Below are 22,861 nucleotides of genomic sequence, written 5' to 3'. Positions count from 1 at the left end.
TATTGTATAATCAGTCGTTCTTTTAGACACAAAAATGCCCCCTTCATAGTAGTAGAGAAGTTTTATTATTTCTCTGTCTACTTTGAAGGGAGCATATCAAGGGCGCCAGTTTTGAGTTCTTTATTTGATTGCAGGCTTGCCAAACTTTCCGGCCTGAAAATCACGCATGGCATCACGGATTTCATCCATATTGCTCATCACAAATGGTCCATGTGCCACATATTCCTCTTTGATCGGAACACCTGAATAAAGCAGCAGGCGTGCACGTGTTTTAGCGCGGATCGTCAGCTCACTTTCTGCTTCTGTTCCATCTTCTTTATACGTGAGCAGTCCTACATCCGTTTTTGAAAGCGGAACAGCAGATTCTCCTGCTTCTATTTCACCTGCTGTCACATAGAAAAATCCATTATGATTTTCCGGAATAATATGTTTATATTCGGCGCCTTCTTTCAGGCGGATCTCTGTCATCGTAATAGGAACAAGACTTTCCATAGGCCCCTTCACACCGGCAACTTCCCCTGAATAGACGCGGACACTGCCGCCGTCCACTTCAGCTACAGGTGCATCTTCAATATACACATTCTGATAAGAAGTTGTGGTTGTACGCAGCTCATGTGGCAGGTTGAGCCAGAGCTGGAATGTGTGAATCAGGTCGTCATCCACTGCTTCCTCACCGTGACGAGCAGCCCAGCCGGCATTCATATACTGAACGTCGCCTGCATCCAGAACGGAATGTCCGCCGTGGTTATCAATATGCTCAAGGCGTCCATCCACTACATACGTAATCGTCTGAAAACCTCTGTGCGGATGGTCGGAAAATGTACCGCGCTTAAACCAGTCATCTGCCATTAAAATAAAAGGATCAAACTCCTTCATACGCTCAGGCGGCAGGATCCAGCCCTGCTGAACGTGAGGGTATCCGTTTTGATTATAAGAAACTCTCCAATGATCTTTTATATCCCGTTTGAAACGATTTTCTTCAGTCATTTGAATCACTCCTTCTTATACTACTGAACCATATTTCACCTGTGAAAACCAATCATCCGATAGACTGAAGTTTTTCTGTGGAAAATAATGAGAAATACAGTTTTGGCAAAATGTAATAGGGTACTTGAAAAGCAATGATGAAAAAGGGGTGAGAAAGATGAGGCAGCATCTTTGGTCAGGCGTATTATTTGGAATTGGTCTCATGGTAATCATTGATGAAGTCATTTTCCATCAGTTGCTCCAGTGGCATCATTTTTATGACCGTGACACAACCGGATTTGGGATTCTCACTGATGGTTTATTAACTTCATTCGGCTTCTTTGCAGCGGTGTTTGGACTATTTTTATTTGCAGATCTGAGAAGAAAAGTACATATCCACTGGATTAAATGGAGTGGAAGCGTCTGTCTGGGTGCAGGTGGTTTCCAATTGTTTGATGGGATTGTCAGTCATAAATTATTGCAGATTCATCAAATCCGCTATGGCGTTGATATACTGCCGTATGATCTTGCATGGAATATATTCGCGGTTGTTCTGTTAATTGCAGGCGCCATCATGTTGAAGAGAACGTCATTCAGCAGGGAAGCAAACTGAAATGGAGCATGTCCATACGCCCTTTCCGGGAGCCGGCTTTGAAATCACCGTTATAGTCATTGGCGTGACTGCATTAACAGTTTATTATCTCGCCTATGAAAAGCAGTCGAACTGGCCTCTCTATCGTTTTGGACTTTTTACTGCAGGCGTATTAACAGCTGTCATCAGTCTTGCGGGTCCTCTGGCAAATGAAGCCCATAGCAATTTTATTATACATATGGTTATTCACTTGTTGCTTGGGATGCTATCACCACTTTTAATCGTGGTGTCTAAGCCGCTTACATTAATGTTAAGGTCGCTTCCTGTTAAAAAAGCCAGGCGGCTGTCCGTATGGGTGAGAAGAAGCCGGTATGTCAGGTTGTTGCACTTACCTGTAACAGGAGCATGTTTAAATATTGGCGGGCTATTCCTGCTTTATATGACCGATCTGTTTCACCAGATGCATTCATCACTCGTCCTGTTTATCCTTATTCATTTGCACGTATTTTTGGCAGGATATTTGTTTACACATATCATATTGGAAGTAGACTTCACTGCCCGCCGCTACTCGTTTTATCATCGTGCAACAGTTCTGATCCTTGCACTTGCAGGACATAAAATCCTCTCAAAAATGATTTATGCAGATCCACCGGAAGGAATTAGCCGGACAGCTGGAGAAAACGGTGCGATGCTGATGTACTATGGCGGTGATGTGATAGATGTTATATTGATTATCCTCATATGCTATCAATGGTACCGTGCCCGTCAGAGAACTTATACGATCCAGAATAACCCCTCTCCTGTATGATTAAAGGTTAAAATTTTGAGATAGGCGGTGTTTGTTCGGCGTAAAATGGGTGGTGTTCAACGGAAAAGGATGTGTGTTCGGCACAAAACATGTGAACTTCAACGTTTACCTGCCCACCTTCGACGTTCACCACCAAAACTTCAACACTCAGGGACTTTTACACTACAACACTCCCTCGACAACAAAAACAGCCGGAAGCGCACAATTGCTTCCGGCTGTATCTCATTCATCACCATATGTTTTCATATATTCATTATCCCCAAACTCCTCCGGCAAGCCATCAAAAATCACTTCGCCCTCACGCAGTGCAATCACGCGGTCAGCATACTTTTTCGCGAGCTGAAGGTCATGAACGTTGATGATCGTCAGCAAGCCAAGGTCATCATGCATATTGCGTAATAGTGTAAAGATTTGATTTGCTGTTCCAGGGTCAAGGGAGGCAACGGGCTCGTCCCCAAGCAGGACAACAGGCTGCTGCAAGAGTGCACGGGCAATGCCCACGCGCTGCTTTTGGCCGCCTGAGAGCTGTTCGACGCGGCGGTTTTCAAAGCCTGTTAATCCGACGTTTGAAATTGCAGCATTGGCAGCCTCTTTTTCTTCATTTGTAAAAAGGCCTGTCACACTTTTAAAAGAAGAGCGGCTGCCAAACAGGCCGGTGAGCACATTCTGGATGACTGTCAGCCGGGGAATCAGATTGAAATGTTGAAAGATCATACCTGTGTGGCGGCGGATCTCCCGCAGTTCAGCCTCTTTCAGTGAATTCAGCTTACGGCCCTGAAGTCTGATATCGCCTTCAGTCGGCATCTGCAGACCATTCAGACAGCGGATAAATGTTGATTTGCCAGCACCGCTTTTACCGAGTACACAGATGAATTCACCTTTTGTAAATGTCAGATTAACCGCCTGGATTGCTTTGGTATGAGAACCCGGATACGTTACTGACACATTCTTACATTCGATCATCCTGTTCCCTCCTTAGATCACACGGTTTCTGATATAGCTGGTGAGAAAATCAATGATAATCACCATCACCATAATAATCAGTACATCAAGCGCCACGGCACTGTACTGAAACGTCTTAAAATCATTGAACAATCGCTGCCCGATCCCGCCGCCTCCAATGAATCCGAGAACGAGAGAAGTACGGATCGCGACTTCAAACCGATAGAAAAAGTGTGATAGAACATTTGGCCAGATCTGAGGCAGAATACCGAACAGATGGGCAGTCCAGCGTCCTGCTCCTACTGCGCGCATGGCTTCCTGCGGGCCGGGGTCAGCTGCTTCAATTAGTTCTGAAATCAGTTTTCCAAGGACACCGATATTGTGAATCATAATTGCAATCACTGCCGGGAATGGACCGAGACCAAGCATCGTCAGCAAAATCAGTCCGATCACAATTTCAGGAACTGAGCGTATAAAGCTCAGAGACGTTCTCAGTAAATAGAAAAACCCTTTAGGCGCAGTGTTCTTCGCAGCTAAAAAGCTGACCGGAAGTGCAATGAAAAGTGCCAGAAAGCTGCCGAGAAACGCCATCGCAAGCGTTTCTCCGGCATCCTCAAGCATCAGCGGCAGCTTCGTTGTGTCCATCGGAAACCATTGTCCTAAGAATTCAATCATGTTGCCAAAGTCACGAAACTTAGAAAGATCAAACTCAGTCATTCGCATGCTGAGAAAAACAAAAGCGGTCAGAATCACAGCGAGCGCAATATGTTTTTTCTTAAACCACACAGCGGTCAGCCCTATTCAGCATCTAAAATGCCCTGTTTTTCAGCAGCATCTAAAATACTGTCATAATCCTCAGGTGATGCTTCTGTGAAGCCCGATGCACCGAATGCATCAAGAATTTCAGGATCTTCAATTGCTAAAAATGCATCCTTCAGCACAGAGATCGTTTCTTCATCCGTACCTGCAGTGACAGCCCACGGATATTGGAATAAAGGCTCTGACGTCCAGATGACTTTCAGCTGGCTGTCATCAATTTTTCCGGATTCAATCAGCTGATTATAGATTGCACTGTCAATCGCGCCAGCATCAACCTGGCCATTTTGTACAGCAAGTGCAGTTGCATCGTGTGAACCGGTAAATCTGACAGTGCTGAACTCATAGCTGTCTTCTGATTCATATACGCCGCGGTCCTGCAGTTCAATTGACGGGATCAGAGAGCCTGATGTTGAGTTAGGATCACCAAATGCGAAATCGATTTCTGACGGGTCACTCAGCAGGTCTTCAATCGATTCAAAGGGCTGATCCTGGTGCGTAATAATATAAGAATGGTAAAACGGTTCACCGCCCACCAGCTGTGTAATAATTGCTTTCGCATCGCTTCTTTCCTGCGCAATGACATATGTCAGCGGCCCAAGGTATGCCATATCAATCTGATCAAAGTTCATCGCTTCCACGACGCCGTTATAATCAGGATAAACATCAATCTCAGTTTCCCTTCCAAGCGCATCAGTCAGCACGTCCTGAAGCTTATTCATCGCGCCTTCCATTTCGCCCTCTGTCTGAGCAGGAATCACACCGATTGTAAAAGGCTCTTCATCTGAGCTTCGTTGGTCTGTGTCCTCGTTTTCTTCAGCGCTGCAGGCAGCAAGCGTGATCGCAGCCATCAAGGCAGCAGTAGATAGAAATGTTTTTTTCATTTTAAATATCCTCTTTTCGATCAAATTTAGAACAATATATAAATTTTATGCCTATTTGGGGGAAGAGTAAAGGATTTATAGGGAAGTGGGTTCGTAGAAAAACAGCAGATGTTCACAGAATGGAGTTAAAGGTTCATAGAAAAGCCGTAAATGTTCGTAGAAAAGTGATAATAGTCCTATTCGCCATAACCAAAAAAACAGCCGGCCGACCCGGCTGTTTTTCACAGTAACCATCCCGCTGCCATACTGCCACACAGCAGAACCAGTATTAACAGACTTCCCGCAGCATCAGCGCGGCCAATCGTTATTTTACGATAAAAATCTCTGTCGCCTTCACCGGTAAAGCCGCGTGCTTCCATTGCAAAAGCGGTCCGTTCAGCTTTCCGGACGGCACCGGCAAGCATGGGAATGAGCAAGTGCCGCATAGCTGTGACCCTTTTAACAGGGGATTTCGGCACTTCAACACCGCGCAGCTGCTGGGCCTGCCGGATCTGAAAAAATTCATCCTTTAACACAGGCAAAAACTGATAGCCGACCAGAATGCTGTAAGCGATTTTGGGCGAAAGCTTCAGCTGCTGCATCAGGCTCAGGATAAATTCAACCGGCTTTGTTGTAAAAACAAATAGCAGGGACAGACTTGAAAAGGCAAGTACACGAAAACTGAGTGACAGCGCTGTTCCGAGCGTGCTGTCTTCATTACCAAAGACAAGGGTTGTCCAGAAATAGCCGACTGCCCCGAGCAGGAAGGGAAGCATCATCAGGCTCCAGGTTTTCCACGATACTGTTGCAAATAACAGTTGAATCAGTACAACACCCATGAAAAAAACGAGTGGTGTCCATGGGTTAAAAAAGAATGCCATTGCAATCATTGAGACAGTGATCATGACAAATTTAACCGAAGGATTCATGCGGTTGATCACATGATTCACCTCCTGACGGCGCGAGCAGATGATGCCGCTCAAGCAGTTCGTGATTCTTCCAGACTGTCTGAGGAAGATATGGACCGCTCAGCTCGCCTGCACAAAGCAACAGCAGTGAATCAGCAATCCGGTCTGCAAAAGTCATATCATGCGTCGCAATGAGGAACGTCACGCCTTCATTCGCACGCGCAATGATCAGGTTTTCGAGCTCCCTTAAGGCAGCTGCATCCTGCCCGGCAGTCGGCTCATCCATTGTAATGACCGGGCGCCCGTCACAAAGCATTGCGCCAATGGCAGTTCTCCTTTTCTGGCCGTGACTGACTGCAAATGGATTTGACTCACTGACTTCATCCAGATACAGCCGCTTTAATACTTCATCAATCCCGCTGCCTCCGCCAAAGGAGAGCTCTTCGCGGACGGACTTTGTGATAAATAAAAATTCAGGTGACTGCGGCACATATCCAATCCGCTCCGGCGACACAGATCCGCCGGTGGACTTCAGTCCGCACAGTGCTTTTATAAGAGTCGATTTTCCGCTTCCGTTAGGTCCTGCAAGCACTGCGATTTCACCTTTTTTTAAGGTAAATGCTGCAGGTGACACGATCGGTTCGACAGCAAGTTCTTTTGCATCGATAGCCACTTCACCGGATCGAAGCGGCTCGCGTATGAGAGCGGGTTCAAGGTGTTTTCCGGAAACCATCTGCCACTCACGGTCAAAGAAATCACCCCACATGTCAACCTGGTGATCGATCGCAATGACAGTCAGGTTGCCTTTTTCATGTAAGTGCTTAAGCCACTTCACAAAATCCTGTGCAGTGACCGGATCTAAATGTGTGAGCGGTTCATCAAGCAGCAGGATTTCAGGCTCTAAAACCCACGCACAGGCTGTTGCAACACGCTGCTTCTGTCCGCCGGATAACGTCTGAATGACAGACTCTCTGAATGACTCCAGGCCGGTTTCCTTCAGCACTTTTTGAATTCGTGCATTGATCTCAGCTGCGGGCACTTTCATATTTTCAAGTGTGAAAGCGAGTTCTTCTTCAACCGTCTGCATACAAAATTGACTGTCGGGGTCCTGAAAAACTGTTGCAATGCGCCTGTTGATCTCACCGGGTACATACATTGAGGCGGGTTGTTCAAAAAGCTCAACTGTACCTGAGACAATCCCGTCACAGTTCTCCGGATAAAGTCTGTTCAGCAGGTAGAGCAGCGACGACTTCCCGCAGCCACTCGGACCGGTAATGACAACGCGCTCACCGGCCCTTACATCGAAATTCACATGTTCAAAAACAGGCATTTCATCATCAGGAAACCGGAATGATACATCCTGCAGCGAAATCACATTACGCATGTGCATCACGCTTTGTAATCGCATATCCTCTTAATGAACCTGTTGCAAGCAGCGCATCTACAAGATATTTCCCGCCTATTCCTGCAATGACAGCCCCGCTCATCACCCGGATGACAAACATCAGCAGGACATACTCTGTGCTGAGCGCGGCAAATCCGCCGAGCAGATAACCATAAACAAAGCTGAATACAGCAGCACCGGCGCCTGCCATCATATAGACGCCAAGATTAAAGTGGCGGTACCTTGTTGCAGCAAATGCTGCTTCAGCACCAAGCCCCTGAATGACACCTGCTAAAATCAGCCGCGGCCCGACTGCATTTCCAAGCATGACCTCAATGGCTGCTGCCATCGTTTCAGGAATGACAGCGGCTCCGGGTTTTCTAATAATCGACATGACGATAATTGACACAATAAACCAGATGCCAAAGAGCCACTCATACGCAATTGGACCAATAAGCGAAGCCCAGATGTTTCCGACGTGTAAAAACAGTAAATAAATGATCCCGAACACGACTGCAAACAGCGACATCAGGACGATCTCTTTTAATTTCCAGCTTTTAAGCATGATGATTACCTTTATGAGATGGACTATTGATACTCATCGATACAGTCATGACTAAATGCCGGTGTTCTTCTGATCTTGCAGCGCCAAACGTCTCTTCATAAAAATCGAATACCTCATGAATATCCCCATGAATACCGCTTGCATAATGCATAGAATCATTGAAAACCCCGCGTTCCTTTGCACGGTCCACTTCACGGTAAATGACATTCATATAATCCGGGTGATTCATCGGATACAGCGCAAACTGTGACGATACATATTGCTTTGTCTCATCATGATTATGAATATTCGAGTCTGCTTCCATATAGGAATCTCCTGCAGTATCACCCGGACATCCTGCTGAAAAAGTTGCATTCATCGCTACATGTTCACCAGTTTTTGCAGCATGCAGTGTAATGGCCTTTATCACATTAAAAACGTGCTGTTCCTGACCGCGAATTACAGTTGATACATCATCTGTATGCTTCCAGACACCCGTGAGGTCTGTTGCCTCCAGCGCGCCTTTAATGACTGAAATAAAATCTCCGGTCATCGGATGCAGCGAAAAACGGCATCCGACAATTTTGCTTGTTCCACATTCCATTTTCAATTCCCCCTGAGCAGTTTTTACACAAAAAAAGACCACATCCGCGAAAGATGTAGCCACTGCTCCTGAAACGTAAAAGAGAAGTCACTACACTTCCTCACGCAGGTATTATCCTGATCGAGTCATAAGGGATCGGAGCAAATGCTCACATCTCAGCTAAATCGCACCCCTAGTGCAGATAACGGTATGTAGTTTTTCTGTGCACGACCACTATATCACCAGGAAGTGGAATACGCAACACCTGAAAAACTAATTTAAACCATTTATTTACTTTTTGTTCATATGTTATTCCCGAGGGTCGAAAATAAGTACACCGATCACCGCAATGACAAAACTGAATAAGACGGAGTAAAACCAATGCCGTCCCTGAACAGTGCCATTCAAAATATTCATCAGTGCGCTGATACAGAACGTAACAAAAAACACGAAAAGGATCAGAATGATCGTCATCATATGCGCCGTCTCCTTTTAATTGCTTTTAAACGTATCAGGTCCGCCGGCTTCCCTCAGCTGCCGAATTGTTTTCGGACCGACTCCGTGAAGGGCTAGAAGCTCTTTCTCAGTATATTTTCTGATGTCATTCATCGTCTGGATGCCTGCCGTTGTAAATGCACGCTGTGAAGGTTTACTTAAGTTAGAAGGCAAATCGCTTTTCATGATTATGTTCCTCCTTTTTTCTTAAAGGCTTTGTTAAAGTCGAATGTTATTTTAGCGCAGCTGGTGATTGGAGCGAAAGGGGGACGACTCCAGCAGGAGAAGCGTGACAGGTGAGACCCCGCAGACGCGAAGCGTCGAGGAGGCTCACCGCACGCCCTGCGGAAAGCGTTCCCCCTGAAGCGGAAATCAACAGCCAACTTTAACAGAGCTTACTTAAAAAAGCATCGTCGGGAGCTCTTCAAGTCTCTGGTCGGTGCTGCGCGTGATTTTCAGGGAGTAGCCCGGTCCGGTGTGTGCGCTGCCTCTGACGGTGAGCGTTCTTTTGCGGTCAGCCATTTCAATGGTCAGCCACTTCCGTCCGGCTTCTGAGGTTTTAATACACTCAGATACTTCACTCGCTGTGAGCAGAATAATTTCAGTGTTCTCAAGGTCTTCTTCTCCACAGATAAAAGCGAAGAGGTATTGGCTGTCATACCTGCTTCTGAGCGTCTTTTCCATTTCAGTATCGTAAAAGGAGAAGGTCCAGATACGCGACTCTTTTTTAAAGCGGGGCGTGAAAGAGTATTTGGCGTAGATCAGGTAGCTGTCTACTTCATTTTTGAGTGCATAGATTCTCCGGTCCTGCCCGCCTTCTTTCATCACCGGAGAAAATCCGCGACTTACCAGGTGTGACAACAGGGCTCCAAAGTAAAAATCGACTTTAGGAATGCTCATATCTTTGCTCCTCCTCTCTGTATTGTTACCTACTATTATGAAGGAATGTGAGGTGGATTGTCATTTTTAACACTTGTGCAGTCAGGATTCTTGCATTTCAATCCTAATCGTTAGATGCTATGAATATGAGCTTGTATTTAAAGGAGGATTTTCCTATGTCAATCAAGGAACTGAAAGGGATCCATCACGTGACTGCGATTACAAGCAGCGCGGAGAAGAATTATGAGTTTTTTACACATGTACTGGGTATGAGACTGGTTAAGAAAACGGTAAACCAGGATGATATTCAGACGTATCACCTGTTTTTCGCTGATGATACAGGAAGTCCGGGAACTGATATGACATTTTTTGATTTTCCGGGTATTCCAAAAGGGAATCACGGAACAAATGAAATCTCTAAAACGTCATTCCGTGTGCCGAGTGATGCGGCGATTGACTACTGGGCAGCACGTTTTGACCGCTTGAATGTGAAGCATAAAGGTGTGCAGGAGCAGTTTGGTAAAAAGACAATTTCCTTTGTCGATTTCGATGATCAGCAGTATCAGCTGATTTCTGATGAACAGGACAGCGGAGTTGAAGCAGGAACGCCATGGCAACATGGACCGGTTCCGCTTGAATATGCCATTACAGGGCTCGGACCACTGTTTGTCCGTGTTGACCGCTTTGATTATTTTAAGGAAATGCTTGAAAAAGTGCTGCTATTCCGGGAAACTGCCAATGAAAAGTCATTTCACTTATTTGAGGTTGGAGAGGGAGGCAATGGCGCAAGTGTTATTGTGGAGCACAACACCTTTTTACCTCAGGCGCAGCAGGGGTTTGGCACTGTTCACCACGCAGCCTTCAGACTCGAGGATAAGGACATGCTTGATGCGTGGGATGAGCGGATGAGGAGTTTTGGCTTCCAAACGTCAGGCTTTGTTGACCGTTTCTTCTTCAAGTCGCTGTATGCAAGAGTGGCACCGCAGATTTTGTTTGAATTTGCAACGGATGGTCCCGGTTTTATGGGTGATGAGCCTTATGAGACACTGGGAGAAAAGCTGTCGCTGCCTCCATTTCTGGAGCCGAAGCGTGAAGAAATCGAGCAGAAAGTACGCCCGATTGATACGGTGAGAAGTACGAAGACTTTCAAAAAAGAATAGCGAGTGTGAGCCGGATATCTGATGAGCGGGTATCCGGTTTTTTATTGTGGTGGGGAAGCAAGCGGGTGGGTTACGGGTCATATCGATTGGTTTATCGGTCACAACGGGGTATTTACGGGTCGCATCAGTCACTTTACAGGTCAGATTATTGGTTTTAGCGGTCACTTTCCTTCATTTACCGGTCACCAACGAAACCCTCAACACGACATAAAAGTTCGGCAAAGGGTCATCAAAAGTGTGGAATCACTACCTGAACTGTATCGTATCGCTACATCTTAAAAAGGGAAAGCTACCAGTATCCGCGTGTATCGCCACTGCCCGATACAACCCTGATAGGAGAGAGCCAGATGAAAAAATCATTTTTCCCGTTAATCATGATATTACTGCTTCTGTCACTGCCAACTGCCGTTCAATCTGAAGAACTTAACCCGCCTGGACGCTCGCTGGTGCCGGGCACGATCAGTTTTGGTGCTGCACCTGCTTACATAGATCCTGAAAAACCGGTGATTGTGTTTGTCCAGGGCCTGAACAATGATTCAACGATCTGGATGGATGAAAATGATATGTACAGCCGTGCCGTTTCAGCAGGTTATGAGACTGCTTTTGTTGAGCTGTATGATTCCGGGGGTGCATCGAAAAGCTATTGGGACAATGGTGCGATGCTTGCAGGTCAGCTTGAGAAGATTTCTGCCCATTTTGGCGGGAAGAAGCTTGTGATCGTTGCTTTCAGTAAGGGAGGAATTGATACGCAGGTGGCGCTGATTCATGAAGGGAAATATCCGCTGGTATCCAATGTCATTACGCTTGGATCGCCTCATTATGGCAGTGAGCTTGCTGACCTTGCAAATAGTACGTCTGTTGGCTGGCTCGCTGATCTGATCGGGGAAAATAGTGAGGGAACACAAAGCCTGCAGACTGGAATGATGAATTATTTCCGTTCCATCACTGACAGCAGGGTTGAAGCATTTCAAAACAGTTATTTTTCACTTGCAGGCACACGTACGGGGCCGCTTTTTAGCAGCTACTGGCTTGGCAATGGGTTTATTTCCGGTCCAAATGATGGTGTAGTATCTGTTAAAAACGCCAGTCTGCCTTATAGCAGAAGTCTTGGCGTTGGGAACTGGAATCACAGGGAGATCAATAAGGGCTATCACTCATTTTCAATTTTTCAGCCTTATTTAACATCGCAGCGGGCATCCCATTTCCCGACGCTTCAAGCAATGGGATCAGCAGAAGATATAGTTGAACCTCTTGATACGCTCTTGCGGGGAGGCGTACAGCACGGTGAAGCGGCTGAGCACTTCTACGTGGAGGAGGAAGCTGAAAACCTAGAGCTGAACTGGCTGAGTGCAGCACCTCATGATACAGTCACGATCACACCTCCAGACGGAAAGAAAAAGGAGTATGAAGTAGCGGCAGTCCCGGATCATACGATGTTTTTTCAAGGTGCCTATCATCACACGATTGACATCACAGATCCCGCACCTGGTAAGTGGATGATTCAAACAACTACAGAAGAAGCGTCTGCGTATGCATTGATAGTCACGTTCACCTCTTCCCTGAATGACAAGCTGATATTGGAGCCTGATGAGGACAAAAAGAAGTGGACATTAAAAACAAACTTTCCCCCGAGATCTAAAGCAAACCGCCATGCTGCAGTGGAAATGTCTACAGAAATCAATTTTAAACCTGGTGATGGACAGGGAAACGAACGCTTTGAGCAACAGGAAATCCACTTAAAACAAAGTGGTAAGAGGGTGAGAATTCCATCTAGAGAAGGGTCCTATCATATGACTGTGGAGGTGGAAGGTAAAACACCTTCAGGCCGGACATTTCAGCGGACGGTGGTTGAAACAGTGTTTGTTGATGAGGAAGGCGTTGGGTACTAACAGAGGTTGTAAAAAGCCCGATCAGATCGGGCTTTTTGTGTTTTTAAAATCAGACAAGCTCCACTTTACGTGTTTCAGCCGCTGCGAGCCCGGCTTTATTGAGGAAATTCCATGGCTGATTGAAGTGCGGCTGGAAGAAGAAGTCTACAAAGCCGAGTTCATCAATCGTCATGCCTGTCTGAATGCAGACACTGAGTGTATTGATTGATTGAGTTACGTCCGCTTTTGATAATACCTGTGCGCCGATAATTTTACGGCTTTCAGGCAGGTAGCTGACTTTCAGCATGACATCTTCAGCAGTCGGCATGAATTCCGGACGGTGCTTTTCATTGATTGTGATATTTTTCACATGAATGTCCATCGCTTGTGCGCTCGTTTCAGTTAGGCCTGTAGATGCCATATTCAAATCATAAATGTGAAGGCCTGACGTTCCTTGTGTACCAACGTTTTTCATGACTGGATCGATCAGGTTACGGGCAACGAGTGTACCCATTCTGACAGCGTTTGTTGCAAGCGGAATATAAGCAGCTTTTCTAGTCGGATTGTATTTCACTGCACAGCAGTCGCCGGCTGCAAGAATATCAGGGTTGCTTGTGCGCATATAATCATCCACTTTGATTGCCCCGTTTGGCAGCATATCCACTTTTCCTTTTAAAAGCTCAGTGTTTGGACGGAAGCCGACACACATAATGACAAGATCAGTCTCAACGCGTCCTGCATTCGTTACAACGGCTTCCACAGTATTTTCACCTTCAAAACGGGTAACCGTTTCGCCAAGTCGCAGTTCTACCCCGCGATCAATAAATGCCTGCTCAACCTGATCTGTAAATTCCTCATCAAGATATTTATTCAAAATTCGGTCCACACCGTCAATGAGTGTTACTTTCTTTCCCGCCTGCTGGAATGCCTCTACAAGCTCAACGCCGATATAGCCTGCACCAACGATCGTCACGTGTTTGACCTCGCGTGATTTTTCAATAATGGTATTGGCCTGGTTAAAGTTCTTCGCAAGAAGGATGTTATCCAGCTTAATTCCATCGATTGGCGGAATGATCGGCCATGACCCTGTTGACATCACGAGCTTATCATAGCTGTCATTTATTTCTTCACCTGTAACCAGATTTAATGCTTTGATCTGCTTACGCGCAGTATCAATTTCCTGTACAGCGTGCTGCATTTTCATTGTTACACCGAGACTTCTCAGCTGTTCAGGTGAGCTGTAAAAGAGTCCCTGCGGATCTTCAACTACTCCACCTACATATAATGCTAAACCACATGAAAGAAATGACACATTATCGTTTTTCTCATAGACTGTTATATCTGCTTCAGGATACATATTGGCCATATTCGTTACAGCTGCTGTCCCAGCGTGAGTACTTCCGATGACTGCGATTTTCATGTAAAAATTCCTCCTGATTTTTACTTGTGAAAAAATTCACAATTTCTATTTGACTTAAGTATACGACGGTCTCGAATGAAATGCAAGTATTATGTTCAATATTTCACAAATATATTTATGATATGCTTAATGCCATAAAAATCTATATGCTGTCACTAAAAAATGAGTCTGATAAAGGAAGAGATGATATGAAAGAGTTTGTAATTGGTCTTGATCTCGGTACAACCAGTGTAAAAGCAGTCATGTTTACAAAGGATGGAAAAGTAAAAGCTGAAACAGAACAGTTGATCAAAACGTTTTATTCCAAAGGCGGTTATGCAGAGCAGGATCCGGATGTAATTGTGTCATCAGCTGTATTCGCGTTAAAAAATGTATTGGATAAGGCGGGGACTGATGCGGAAAAGATCATCGGTATCGGTTTTTCAAGTGCCATGCATTCTTTGATCTGTGTAGACGTGGAAGGACGCGCGCTGTCTAAGGCGATCATTTGGGCAGATGGCAGAAGCGGTCGCCAGACAAAAGAATTGATGGAGTCTGAAGGTCCTGTTTTCTACAAACGGACTGGTACACCGATTCATCCTATGTCGCCTCTAACAAAACTGCTGTGGATGAAGGAAACAGATTATGCTCCTTACCAGAAAGCCAAGTATATGATGTCGATTAAAGAATACATCATCTATCAATGGTTTAACGAGAGAGTAACTGATTATGCGATGGCAGCAGCAACTGGAATGATGGATGGACGGACATTGTACTGGGATAATGAGATAATTGAAAAAGCAGGTATACATGAAGGGCAGCTCGGACTACCGGTTTCTTCCGATTATCGACTGGGGGAGCTGAATCCTATCATTGCAAGTTACTTAAAAATTCCGCAGAATCTTCCTTTTATCGCAGGATCTGCTGATGGACAGCTTGCGAATCTTGGCAGCAGTGGACTTGAGGAAAACTGCCTAACGATTTCAGCCGGTACGAGCGGAGCGGTACGTAAATGGACAAACAGCTTTACTGTCAGCGAAAGTCAGGAAGTGTTTTGTTATGCGTTCACACCAGATCATTATATTGCAGGAGGTCCTACAAATAATGGAGGAGTGGCGATAGACTGGCTGAAAAAAACCTTGAATTATGCTGGTACATATGAAGAATTAATTCTATCAGCAGAAACAGCCCCACCTGGAGCAGACGGATTAATCTTCTTACCTTATATTAACGGGGAACGGGCGCCGTTGTGGGATCAGGAGGCCAGAGGGAGCCTGATTGGCCTTTCAATTTCGCATGGGGTCCCGCAGTATGCCAGAGCTGTGCTCGAAGGGATCACCTTCAACCTGTATCAGATCTATCTTTCTCTTGGCGCCGATGGAGAAGCAGCAGAATTAATTTACGTCAATGGAGGATTATCAAGATCAACGCTGTGGGTTCAGCTGCTTTCAGATATATTTAATAAGCCCGTTCAGCGCACAGAGAGTCATCACAGTGCAGCCTGGGGAGCAGCCTGGTTAGTGTTAACGGCTCTAGGTGAAAAGGAATCGTTGAAACAAATTAAAGAAAACATCCCTTTAGGTGAACGTATAGAGCCTGCTCAGGGTCAGCATCAAGAATATATGAAAATTTTTGAACGTTATAAAAAGCTGGTTAATGCAACTGTTTGAAAAACGTTGAATATTTAGCGTTCACTTCATATTGAAATGAACGCTTTTTGGAAACAGCTCCAGCTCCAACGCCTAGTCCCTCGGGTCATAAGCCACGGTGAGAAAATGGGGAAGGTCGCCTATTTCTCTCACCGCGTCTTATGCTTGTCGGAGCTGATCAAGCGCCTTCCGCTTTTCATGAGATCCAGCTCCAGGCGCTAGCTCCTCGGGTCATAAGCTGCGCATCGGTAAACGGGAAAGTGCACCCGTTTTCCGCTTCGCGTCTTATGCCTGTCGGGCCTAAACGGACGTTTCCACTTTTCATGAGATCCAGTTCCAGCAGGCAGGGGCTAGTGCGGTTCCCTCGGTTCCTTAAGATAAGTCAACATCGGCTCACTTCGTTCACCGTGTTTCCTTTATCTCAATCCACCTTAGTCCACCGCATACGCCCCTAAACGCCTGCTTCCACTTTTCATTGTTCCACGTGAAACATTTTCAGGTTTTTTGTGCAATGATTTGGATTATGTGTGATAGGCCATTATGCAGTTTTCCTTCCTGTCTGATCACTTCACCTGTGTAGAAGTGGATGATTTTCCAGTTTTCGAAGGCTTCAAGCATTTCTTTGGCGTCATAAAGGAATTCCTCTTTTGGCGGGCCTCCTGATTTGTACGGCAGCTGGTGCTTTGAGTAGACTTCGCTGATGTAGTAGCCGCCCGGTTTGATGGTGTTCTTAATTCCGCTCAGCATATGCTCTCTGCCGGCTGGATCGATATGACCGAAGACGTTGATCACGGCGTCAAATGTTTCGGGTGTCCATGTGGCATTTGTCAGATCAGCAAGGGCGGTTTCAACCTGTACGTGGCGTTCCTCGGCAAGCTTCCGGGTCTTTTTCAGGCCTTCTTCCGCATAATCCCATGCGGTTACGCTCATGCCCTTTTCAGCAAAGTAGACAGCATTTCTTCCTTCACCCTCTGCAACTGCCAGCAGCTTTCCTTTTGTCAGATTCAGCTTTTTCTGTGCGCTGACGATAAATTCATTCGGTGCTTTTCCATAAATATATGTCTCGTTTTGAAATCTTCTATCCCACGGGTTCATTCGATCACTCCTTATGAAAAGTATAATGGTTCTCAGCAGTATTCTCACATGTAAGCGGTTATAATGAATCTACATTGAAGACTGGAGGGATTCTCATGAAAAAAACTTGGTGGAAAGAAGCGGTCGTCTATCAGGTCTACTGGCGCAGCTTTTATGACAGTAATGGTGATGGATATGGGGACCTTAGAGGTGTAATTGAAAAGCTGGACTACATAAAGAAGCTTGGTGTGGATGTCATCTGGCTGAATCCGTTTTATGAATCACCTGATCGTGATAACGGCTATGATATTTCCGATTATGAGGCTGTTATGGAGAAAGCGGGGGATATGGACACGTTTAAAGAGCTGCTTGCAGCCATTCACGCTAAAGGGATGAAAGTCATCATGGATCTTGTAGTGAATCATACTTCAGATCAGCACCCATGGTTTCTTGATTCAAAATCATCTGAGGATCATCCGAAGCGTGACTGGTATATCTGGCGTGAAGGCAAAGAAGGCGGACCTCCGAACAATTGGCGCTCCTATTTTGAACCTTCAACTTGGACGAAGGATGAGCAGACAGGAGAATATTATTTTCACTCATTTGCAAAAGAGCAGCCTGACCTGAACTGGGAAAACGCTGAGGTTAGAAATGAAATTTACCGGATGATGAGATCATGGCTGGACCTTGGGATTGACGGTTTCAGAATGGATGTCATTAATCTGCTGGCAAAGCAGGAGGGTTTTCCGGATGCCGAGCGTCCTGAGCATATCAATTACCTCGCTGATAACCCGGGTATCCATGATTATCTGCAGGAGATGAATCGTGAAGTGCTGTCTCATTATGACGTGATGACAGTGGGAGAGATTCCTTTCGTCAATCCTGAGACGGGTCTTTTATACGTGCATGAAGACCGTCATGAACTGAATACGCTATTTCATTTTCAGGTGGCAGATGAAATGCCGGTGATGGATCTGATGCGTTACAAGGAAATTCAGGAAAGCTGGTATAAGGGCGTCTTTGAAAAGGGGTGGAACTCACAGTTTCTGAATAATCATGACCATACCCGTCAGGTAACCCGCTACGGAAATGACGGACAGTACCGCGTTGAATCAGCAAAGATGCTTGCTATTATGCTTCATACGCTGCCCGGTATGCCTTATATCTACCAGGGAGAAGAGCTTGGCATGACTGGTGTGAGATTTGATTCAATCGATGATTACAATGATATTGCAATGAAAAATAAGTATAAAGAAGAAGTGGAAAAAGGGAGAGATCCACAGGAAGTGTTTGAAGATCTGCTGTTGCTCAGCCGTGATAATTCCCGTACACCGATGCACTGGAACAGCGAAGAGCATGCAGGTTTTACAAGCGGCACACCATGGATCAAACTGAATCCGAATTATCCGGACATCAATGTGGAACAGGCGCTTGAAGATCAAAGCTCAGTATTTTACACGTATCAGAACTTAATCGAGCTCAGAAAAGAGCATCCGGTCATGGTTTACGGTGACTATGAAGATCTGTCGAAAGGGCAGGAGCCGCTGTATATGTACAGAAGAAGTTATCAGAATGTAACGTGGCTTGTTGCATTGAATCACTCAGACGCCTCCATTACAGCTGATTGCCCGCGTGAATTCTCCGGTGCGAAAACCCGGCTTGTGATCGGCAATGTTCAGGTTGGTGCGGAGGCAAGGAACAATCTGCCTGAAAAGATTGACTTAAAACCTTATGAAGCCCGCGTATATGAGATCAAAACGACAGGTTGATTACAGGCAGAGGCTGAGACATCATCATTGTCTCAGCCTCTGTTTCAGTTTTTACATCCATTCACTCCAAGGCGGTGTAACTCCAGCTCTGACTCAACCCACTTTGAATAATCAAGCATCATTTGCATCTGCTGTGCATTGAAAATGCGCGGAAGATAATCAGTGATACATAATGTACCAACCATTTCTCCCTGTGATGAAATAGGAAAACCGGCATAAAACTGCATGCCGCTCCCTTCAAAAAGAGCCTGTATAGACTCATCAGGGTGCTCAGAGATGTTTTCAATAATCAATGGTTGCTTCTGTCTGATCACATGATCACAAAGTGACAGTTCCCGTGGCACTTCCCTGATCGTCTGAACCGGTTCGGGCAGACCGATGCAGGATTTGAACCACTGCCTATGGTCATCAATGATTGAAATAAAGCAAACAGGCGCATGAAAAGCCTCTTTGATCATCCGTGTAATCCGATCAAAGCGTTCTTCTTCCGGGGTATCAAGAATCTGCAGCTGTTCCACTTCTTTCAGGCGCTTATCTTCAGCACTCAGACCGGTTGCAGCGACCTCCTGCTGACCTTGCACAGCTTCTGTAAGTGTATAACTGAAGAAATGCTCAAGCGCCTGTTCAAGTTTTTCAACGGGAAGCGGTCTGCTGAAGTAATATCCCTGAATCTCATGACAGCCCAAACTTGTTAAAATGTCGAATTGTTCCTTTGTTTCGACCCCTTCAGCTGTCACGTAAAGATTCAATTTACGGGCAAGCTGAATAATAAAATGGACAATGCTGATATCCTTCTCGCTGTTCATCTGATCAATTTGTGAAATGAACGACCGGTCAATTTTGATTCCATCGAGCGAAAAGTTTCGTAAATAATTTAAGGATGAATAGCTGACACCAAAATCATCAATCACAACCCTGAAACCGAGCTCTTTCAGATAATTAACGAGTTCGATTCCTTTCGTCGGATTTTTCATCAGGATATTTTCTGTGATCTCAATCTCAATTTTAGTAGGGTCAGCTTTATATTCATTAATCACCTGTACAAAGTGTGTATCAATCAGCTCCGGCTCAAAAAGACACGCAGACAGGTTAATTGATGTTCTGGAATTGTTAAAAAGTTCAGGACGGGTTCTCAGATCATGACAGACTTTACGTACAACCGTCCTGGTGATCTCGTGAATCAGCGTTGTTTTCTCAGCCACTGGAATAAACTTCAGGGGCGGCACGGTGCCAAGCACAGGGCTGAACCAGCGTACGAGTGCTTCATAATGAACCTGATTTGTCAGTGTGTTTAACTTTGGCTGATAATACACTGTGAGTTCATCTTCCTGAAGTGCTTTATATAATTCAGCTTCCATAATGGCTTCGTCAATATGCTCCTGCAGATGTCCTTCTTTTATGAAAAGCCGGATTGAATTTCTTCCTTCTCTTTTCGCTTCGACCATCGCTGCACAGGCGTTCGTAATCATTGAGTTCGGATGACCGGGAATGCTGCAGATTCCCACGCATCCAGTCACGGGAATCGATACACCATTCACTTCATAAGTGAAGACAGATAAGGAATCAAGAATTCTTTCGGCAAGTGCCCTTGCAGCACCTTCTGTATGATCCATCACTGCAATAATGAATTCATCTCCATCTATTCGCCCGAGAATCGATCCGGACGGTAAGAGCCCAGCTGTCTGTTTGGCAATTTTCTTTAAGAGAACATTCGTTGCTTCAATTCCCAGCCATTCATTAATCAGCTTAAAGCGGTCTATATTTAAATATAAAACGGATATATGCTGATCTTCTATTGTTGCAAGCTCAGATTTCACCTGTAAAAGACTTGGCAGTCCGGTCAGGTAATCGATATTTTCTATAGAAGCGAGCAGCTTTGCTGATGTGGAGTCTGACAGGTCATTGGTTAACCCGATAATATATCGAACACAGCCGCGCTCATCAGTAATGGGCATAAGGGCAGAAGCTGCATATTCCGAGATATTGGAAAGCTTATTCATCTGATCAGAATAAAAAACCGGCTGACCGGTTGAAGTCGCAGCATCGTATTGTGTAATTAAAGGAGCTGCAACTTTTTCATCATAGATCTCATGAAGATAGCGGCCTTTCCAGTCGTCGGGGAGTGAGGCAAGACGGACAGCTTCAGGTGTTACATTTCTGTATTTATATCCTTGCGTATCTACTTCCATCAGGAAAACCATTTTATAAAGCCCGGTAAAAAAATCAAATAAATAGTGGGGATCCGCTTTCAGGTGACTCATGCATTCTCCTCCTCATCATTCAGAACAGCTAACATAAGAAATCATTAATTATTTCTATCATAAAACGATTAGTGACGTATGTCACGATTATATTGTCATAAAGGTGTAAAAAGATACATATTGATGCAAGTCTAAAGGACTTCATTTTATCCTTCCGCTAAATAAAGTCAGGATGGTAAAATGAAGATAAAAAAATCCTTTAGAGTGGGGGATATGTATGAAAAAAGAAGAACTCAGACAGCTCGAAATCGAGATCTCAGATTTGATTGGAAAATCCTATAGAACGATTGTTAATTTTGAGAAAAGCCACGTATTGAGAACCAGTGTAATAAACGATGAAAAAATAGACTTTAAGCCGGTAATGATGAATGAAGAGGAAAGGGAGAGAGTAAGAGAGAAGCTTCTTCACTTAAATATCAGTACATTAAAAAACAGGACAGCCATTGAAATTGATCAGGCATGCCTTCACTGGCAGGTAGTCATGACGACAGATCGTGAAATCTTCCGTGAGATTGGGATTGATCAGCTGCCTGATGAGTGGGGAAATGTGTTCAGGCTGCTTCCTTAAAGCAGCCTGCTTTTCACTTGTTTGCATAGACTGAAACAATATGTGCAAGATCGTCATTACCGAAGATTTGAAGCACATTGATAAGGGTCCCAGCGTCTACGGTCATATCAAAGGGTTCGCGTTCTGCGTTCAACTGCTTAAGCAGCGTATTAGGCGGCTGTGCGGGATATGCTTCCTGATATAATTTTTCGGGATCCAGATTATTTTCATGACACCATTCTACAAATATGCGGACCATCAACTGCTCATCTTCCTGATACTTCTGAATAATATAAGCTTCTATTTCTTTCTGGTTCATGTCATCAGCTCCTTTATATTAATGGTTATCTAAACTGCAAATCCGGGAGAATATGCTCAATGTGTTCAGGGTGGTTTCAATGTTAAAAACACGGGGTAAATATTCCTTGTGACCACGTAAATCAACGGTGGAGTGGCGGATCAAAGGACCGCTATTTTGCTGCATTGTAGTGACTGCCGGGAAGACAGCGGCTTTCTTAAAGAAAAGGATCCAACCACCCGAATTGGCGATTAAGACAGCATATATTCTTCCCCACCCATATAAATTGCGGACATCTCTGGTGACAGCCGGAGATTTTTTCGCGTATATAAGCATCTTTTTCAGATCATCACTATAAAGCCGAGAGAGGCAAAAAGTGTTCCAGCCAAAAATGTCAGCAATAAATACAGGAGCGCTCTGACCCGCTGATCTTCTTCAAAAAGCTTAACCGCTTCTGTCTGCATCGTTGAAAAGGTTGTAAATGCACTAAGAAAGCCTGTTGCAAACAGCGCATTGAAAGCAGAAGATAATTCAAGCGCTATGACCATGCCAAGCAGAAAAGAGCCAAGCAGGTTAACCAGCAGCGTCCCAAAAGGAATGACTGGAAAGGCTTTGTTGCCGTACGTTGATATCAGATAACGCGAGGTTGCACCCAAAAAACCCCCAACACCGAGCATCAAAAGAGTCATCACATTCCACCTGCTTTCCTGCCGGTTTTCATGCCATAATAAGCAAGTATAAAACCGCCTGTTAAGCTGATTAGAAGATAGATCAGTGCGAATACATATTGGCCTTCCTGCAGAAAGCTGAAAAGCTCCGCACTGACAGCTGACAGAGTCGTAAACGAGCCGAGCAGTCCCGTTGTAACTGCGAGCCTGACACTGCTGCTGATTTTAAGCGGAGCAGTGGAAAGCAATCCGAGTAAAAAAGAGCCAAGAAGGTTCACAATTAATGTGGAAAAGGGAAAACTGCTTTGTATATAGACGCCGGCTGCGGATCGGAGGAGTACACCTGCAGCCCCGCCCAGGCCAACCCATAACAGATTCATGGACATCA

The 22,861-nt window shown here is 45.2% G+C and carries 24 protein-coding genes and 1 riboswitch; of the genes, 7 read left to right on the top strand and 17 right to left on the bottom strand.

Going from position 1 to position 22,861, the window contains the following annotated elements; genetic code table 11:
- Positions 1-120: 120 nt before the first annotated feature.
- A complete protein-coding gene (locus KP77_RS16430) occupies positions 121-987 on the bottom strand; it encodes a pirin family protein (protein WP_041123811.1) in 867 nt (288 codons plus the stop codon).
- Positions 988-1,144: 157 nt separating this feature from the next.
- Between KP77_RS16430 and KP77_RS16425 the strand changes: the two genes are divergently transcribed.
- Both KP77_RS16425 and KP77_RS16420 read left to right on the top strand, forming a co-directional pair.
- Positions 1,145-1,579 carry a DUF2243 domain-containing protein gene (locus KP77_RS16425; RefSeq protein WP_041123810.1) on the top strand — a complete coding sequence of 145 codons (435 nt, stop codon included), beginning with the start codon at positions 1,145-1,147 and terminating at the stop codon, positions 1,577-1,579.
- Between the two features lies 1 nt (position 1,580).
- A complete protein-coding gene (locus KP77_RS16420; RefSeq protein WP_041123809.1) occupies positions 1,581-2,366 on the top strand; it encodes a cytochrome c oxidase assembly protein in 786 nt (261 codons plus the stop codon).
- 222 nt (positions 2,367-2,588) lie between these two features.
- On the opposite strand, the gene phnC is transcribed toward KP77_RS16420, so the two are convergent.
- The 10 genes from phnC to KP77_RS16375 form a co-directional block, all read right to left on the bottom strand.
- Positions 2,589-3,329, bottom strand: a complete 741-nt coding sequence (gene phnC / locus KP77_RS16415; protein WP_041123808.1) for a phosphonate ABC transporter ATP-binding protein — start codon at positions 3,327-3,329, stop codon at positions 2,589-2,591.
- 12 nt (positions 3,330-3,341) lie between these two features.
- The gene (gene phnE, locus KP77_RS16410; RefSeq protein ID WP_041123807.1) at positions 3,342-4,094 is read right to left on the bottom strand and encodes a phosphonate ABC transporter, permease protein PhnE; all 753 of its coding nucleotides are present in this window, start codon (positions 4,092-4,094) and stop codon (positions 3,342-3,344) included.
- Between the two features lie 11 nt (positions 4,095-4,105).
- Entirely contained in the window at positions 4,106-5,008 is a 903-nt protein-coding gene (gene phnD, locus KP77_RS16405; protein WP_041123806.1) for a phosphate/phosphite/phosphonate ABC transporter substrate-binding protein, read from the bottom strand.
- A gap of 221 nt (positions 5,009-5,229) precedes the next feature.
- Positions 5,230-5,928 carry an energy-coupling factor transporter transmembrane component T family protein gene (locus KP77_RS16400; RefSeq protein WP_327063136.1) on the bottom strand — a complete coding sequence of 233 codons (699 nt, stop codon included), beginning with the start codon at positions 5,926-5,928 and terminating at the stop codon, positions 5,230-5,232.
- Positions 5,900-7,279, bottom strand: a complete 1,380-nt coding sequence (locus KP77_RS16395) for an ABC transporter ATP-binding protein (RefSeq protein WP_235420741.1) — start codon at positions 7,277-7,279, stop codon at positions 5,900-5,902. The genes KP77_RS16400 and KP77_RS16395 overlap by 29 nt, the downstream gene beginning before the upstream one ends.
- On the bottom strand, positions 7,272-7,844 hold the full coding sequence (locus KP77_RS16390; protein WP_041123804.1) for an ECF transporter S component: 573 nt from the start codon (positions 7,842-7,844) through the stop codon (positions 7,272-7,274). Before KP77_RS16390 ends, KP77_RS16395 begins: the two co-directional genes overlap by 8 nt.
- Positions 7,837-8,427, bottom strand: a complete 591-nt coding sequence (locus KP77_RS16385) for a YkoF family thiamine/hydroxymethylpyrimidine-binding protein (protein WP_041123803.1) — start codon at positions 8,425-8,427, stop codon at positions 7,837-7,839. Before KP77_RS16385 ends, KP77_RS16390 begins: the two co-directional genes overlap by 8 nt.
- Positions 8,428-8,507: 80 nt before the next feature.
- Positions 8,508-8,611: riboswitch (TPP riboswitch) on the bottom strand.
- Positions 8,612-8,715: 104 nt separating this feature from the next.
- Positions 8,716-8,883 carry a hypothetical protein gene (locus KP77_RS18260; protein WP_160289547.1) on the bottom strand — a complete coding sequence of 56 codons (168 nt, stop codon included), beginning with the start codon at positions 8,881-8,883 and terminating at the stop codon, positions 8,716-8,718.
- 15 nt (positions 8,884-8,898) lie between these two features.
- On the bottom strand, positions 8,899-9,087 hold the full coding sequence (locus KP77_RS16380; protein WP_041123802.1) for a helix-hairpin-helix domain-containing protein: 189 nt from the start codon (positions 9,085-9,087) through the stop codon (positions 8,899-8,901).
- Between the two features lie 213 nt (positions 9,088-9,300).
- Positions 9,301-9,801: a hypothetical protein gene (locus KP77_RS16375; RefSeq protein WP_052474378.1), complete on the bottom strand. Its 501-nt coding sequence runs from the start codon at positions 9,799-9,801 to the stop codon at positions 9,301-9,303.
- A 161-nt stretch (positions 9,802-9,962) separates the two neighbouring features.
- Here KP77_RS16375 and KP77_RS16370 point away from each other — a divergent pair, with 161 nt between their 5' ends.
- Both KP77_RS16370 and KP77_RS16365 read left to right on the top strand, forming a co-directional pair.
- Positions 9,963-10,940 (top strand): ring-cleaving dioxygenase, encoded by a 978-nt coding sequence (locus KP77_RS16370; RefSeq protein ID WP_152614763.1) that lies wholly within the window; start codon positions 9,963-9,965, stop codon positions 10,938-10,940.
- Between the two features lie 347 nt (positions 10,941-11,287).
- Positions 11,288-12,829 carry an esterase/lipase family protein gene (locus KP77_RS16365; protein ID WP_041123800.1) on the top strand — a complete coding sequence of 514 codons (1,542 nt, stop codon included), beginning with the start codon at positions 11,288-11,290 and terminating at the stop codon, positions 12,827-12,829.
- Positions 12,830-12,878: 49 nt separating this feature from the next.
- Here KP77_RS16365 and KP77_RS16360 read toward each other — a convergent pair whose 3' ends face one another.
- Positions 12,879-14,228, bottom strand: coding sequence for an FAD-dependent oxidoreductase (locus KP77_RS16360; protein WP_041123799.1), 1,350 nt, complete (start codon positions 14,226-14,228; stop codon positions 12,879-12,881).
- A 188-nt stretch (positions 14,229-14,416) separates the two neighbouring features.
- Between KP77_RS16360 and KP77_RS16355 the strand changes: the two genes are divergently transcribed.
- Positions 14,417-15,877: a gluconokinase gene (locus KP77_RS16355; RefSeq protein WP_041123798.1), complete on the top strand. Its 1,461-nt coding sequence runs from the start codon at positions 14,417-14,419 to the stop codon at positions 15,875-15,877.
- 474 nt (positions 15,878-16,351) lie between these two features.
- Here KP77_RS16355 and KP77_RS16350 read toward each other — a convergent pair whose 3' ends face one another.
- The gene (locus KP77_RS16350) at positions 16,352-16,951 is read right to left on the bottom strand and encodes a class I SAM-dependent methyltransferase (RefSeq protein WP_041123797.1); all 600 of its coding nucleotides are present in this window, start codon (positions 16,949-16,951) and stop codon (positions 16,352-16,354) included.
- A 95-nt stretch (positions 16,952-17,046) separates the two neighbouring features.
- Here KP77_RS16350 and KP77_RS16345 point away from each other — a divergent pair, with 95 nt between their 5' ends.
- Complete coding sequence (locus tag KP77_RS16345) at positions 17,047-18,699, top strand: glycoside hydrolase family 13 protein (protein WP_041123796.1); 1,653 nt, start codon at positions 17,047-17,049, stop codon at positions 18,697-18,699.
- 44 nt (positions 18,700-18,743) lie between these two features.
- Here the strand turns inward: KP77_RS16345 and KP77_RS16340 are convergent, their stop codons facing one another.
- Complete coding sequence (locus KP77_RS16340) at positions 18,744-20,960, bottom strand: EAL domain-containing protein (protein WP_052474377.1); 2,217 nt, start codon at positions 20,958-20,960, stop codon at positions 18,744-18,746.
- A 217-nt stretch (positions 20,961-21,177) separates the two neighbouring features.
- Between KP77_RS16340 and KP77_RS16335 the strand changes: the two genes are divergently transcribed.
- Positions 21,178-21,528, top strand: coding sequence for a hypothetical protein (locus KP77_RS16335; protein ID WP_041123795.1), 351 nt, complete (start codon positions 21,178-21,180; stop codon positions 21,526-21,528).
- A 13-nt stretch (positions 21,529-21,541) separates the two neighbouring features.
- Here KP77_RS16335 and KP77_RS16330 read toward each other — a convergent pair whose 3' ends face one another.
- The 3 genes from KP77_RS16330 to KP77_RS16320 all read right to left on the bottom strand — a co-directional run bounded on the left by KP77_RS16330 (position 21,542) and on the right by KP77_RS16320 (position 22,853).
- Positions 21,542-21,826, bottom strand: a complete 285-nt coding sequence (locus KP77_RS16330) for a hypothetical protein (protein ID WP_041123794.1) — start codon at positions 21,824-21,826, stop codon at positions 21,542-21,544.
- 320 nt (positions 21,827-22,146) lie between these two features.
- Positions 22,147-22,494 carry a fluoride efflux transporter FluC gene (locus KP77_RS16325; RefSeq protein WP_041123793.1) on the bottom strand — a complete coding sequence of 116 codons (348 nt, stop codon included), beginning with the start codon at positions 22,492-22,494 and terminating at the stop codon, positions 22,147-22,149.
- Positions 22,494-22,853, bottom strand: coding sequence for a fluoride efflux transporter FluC (locus KP77_RS16320; RefSeq protein WP_041123792.1), 360 nt, complete (start codon positions 22,851-22,853; stop codon positions 22,494-22,496). Before KP77_RS16320 ends, KP77_RS16325 begins: the two co-directional genes overlap by 1 nt.
- Positions 22,854-22,861 lie beyond the last annotated feature (8 nt).

Origin of the sequence: Jeotgalibacillus alimentarius, assembly GCF_000829445.1 — a bacterium.
In the GTDB taxonomy this organism is placed as follows: domain Bacteria; phylum Bacillota; class Bacilli; order Bacillales; family Jeotgalibacillaceae; genus Jeotgalibacillus; species Jeotgalibacillus alimentarius.
Note: the sequence above shows the minus strand (reverse complement) of the source record. Positions and strands in the feature narration are given on the sequence as shown.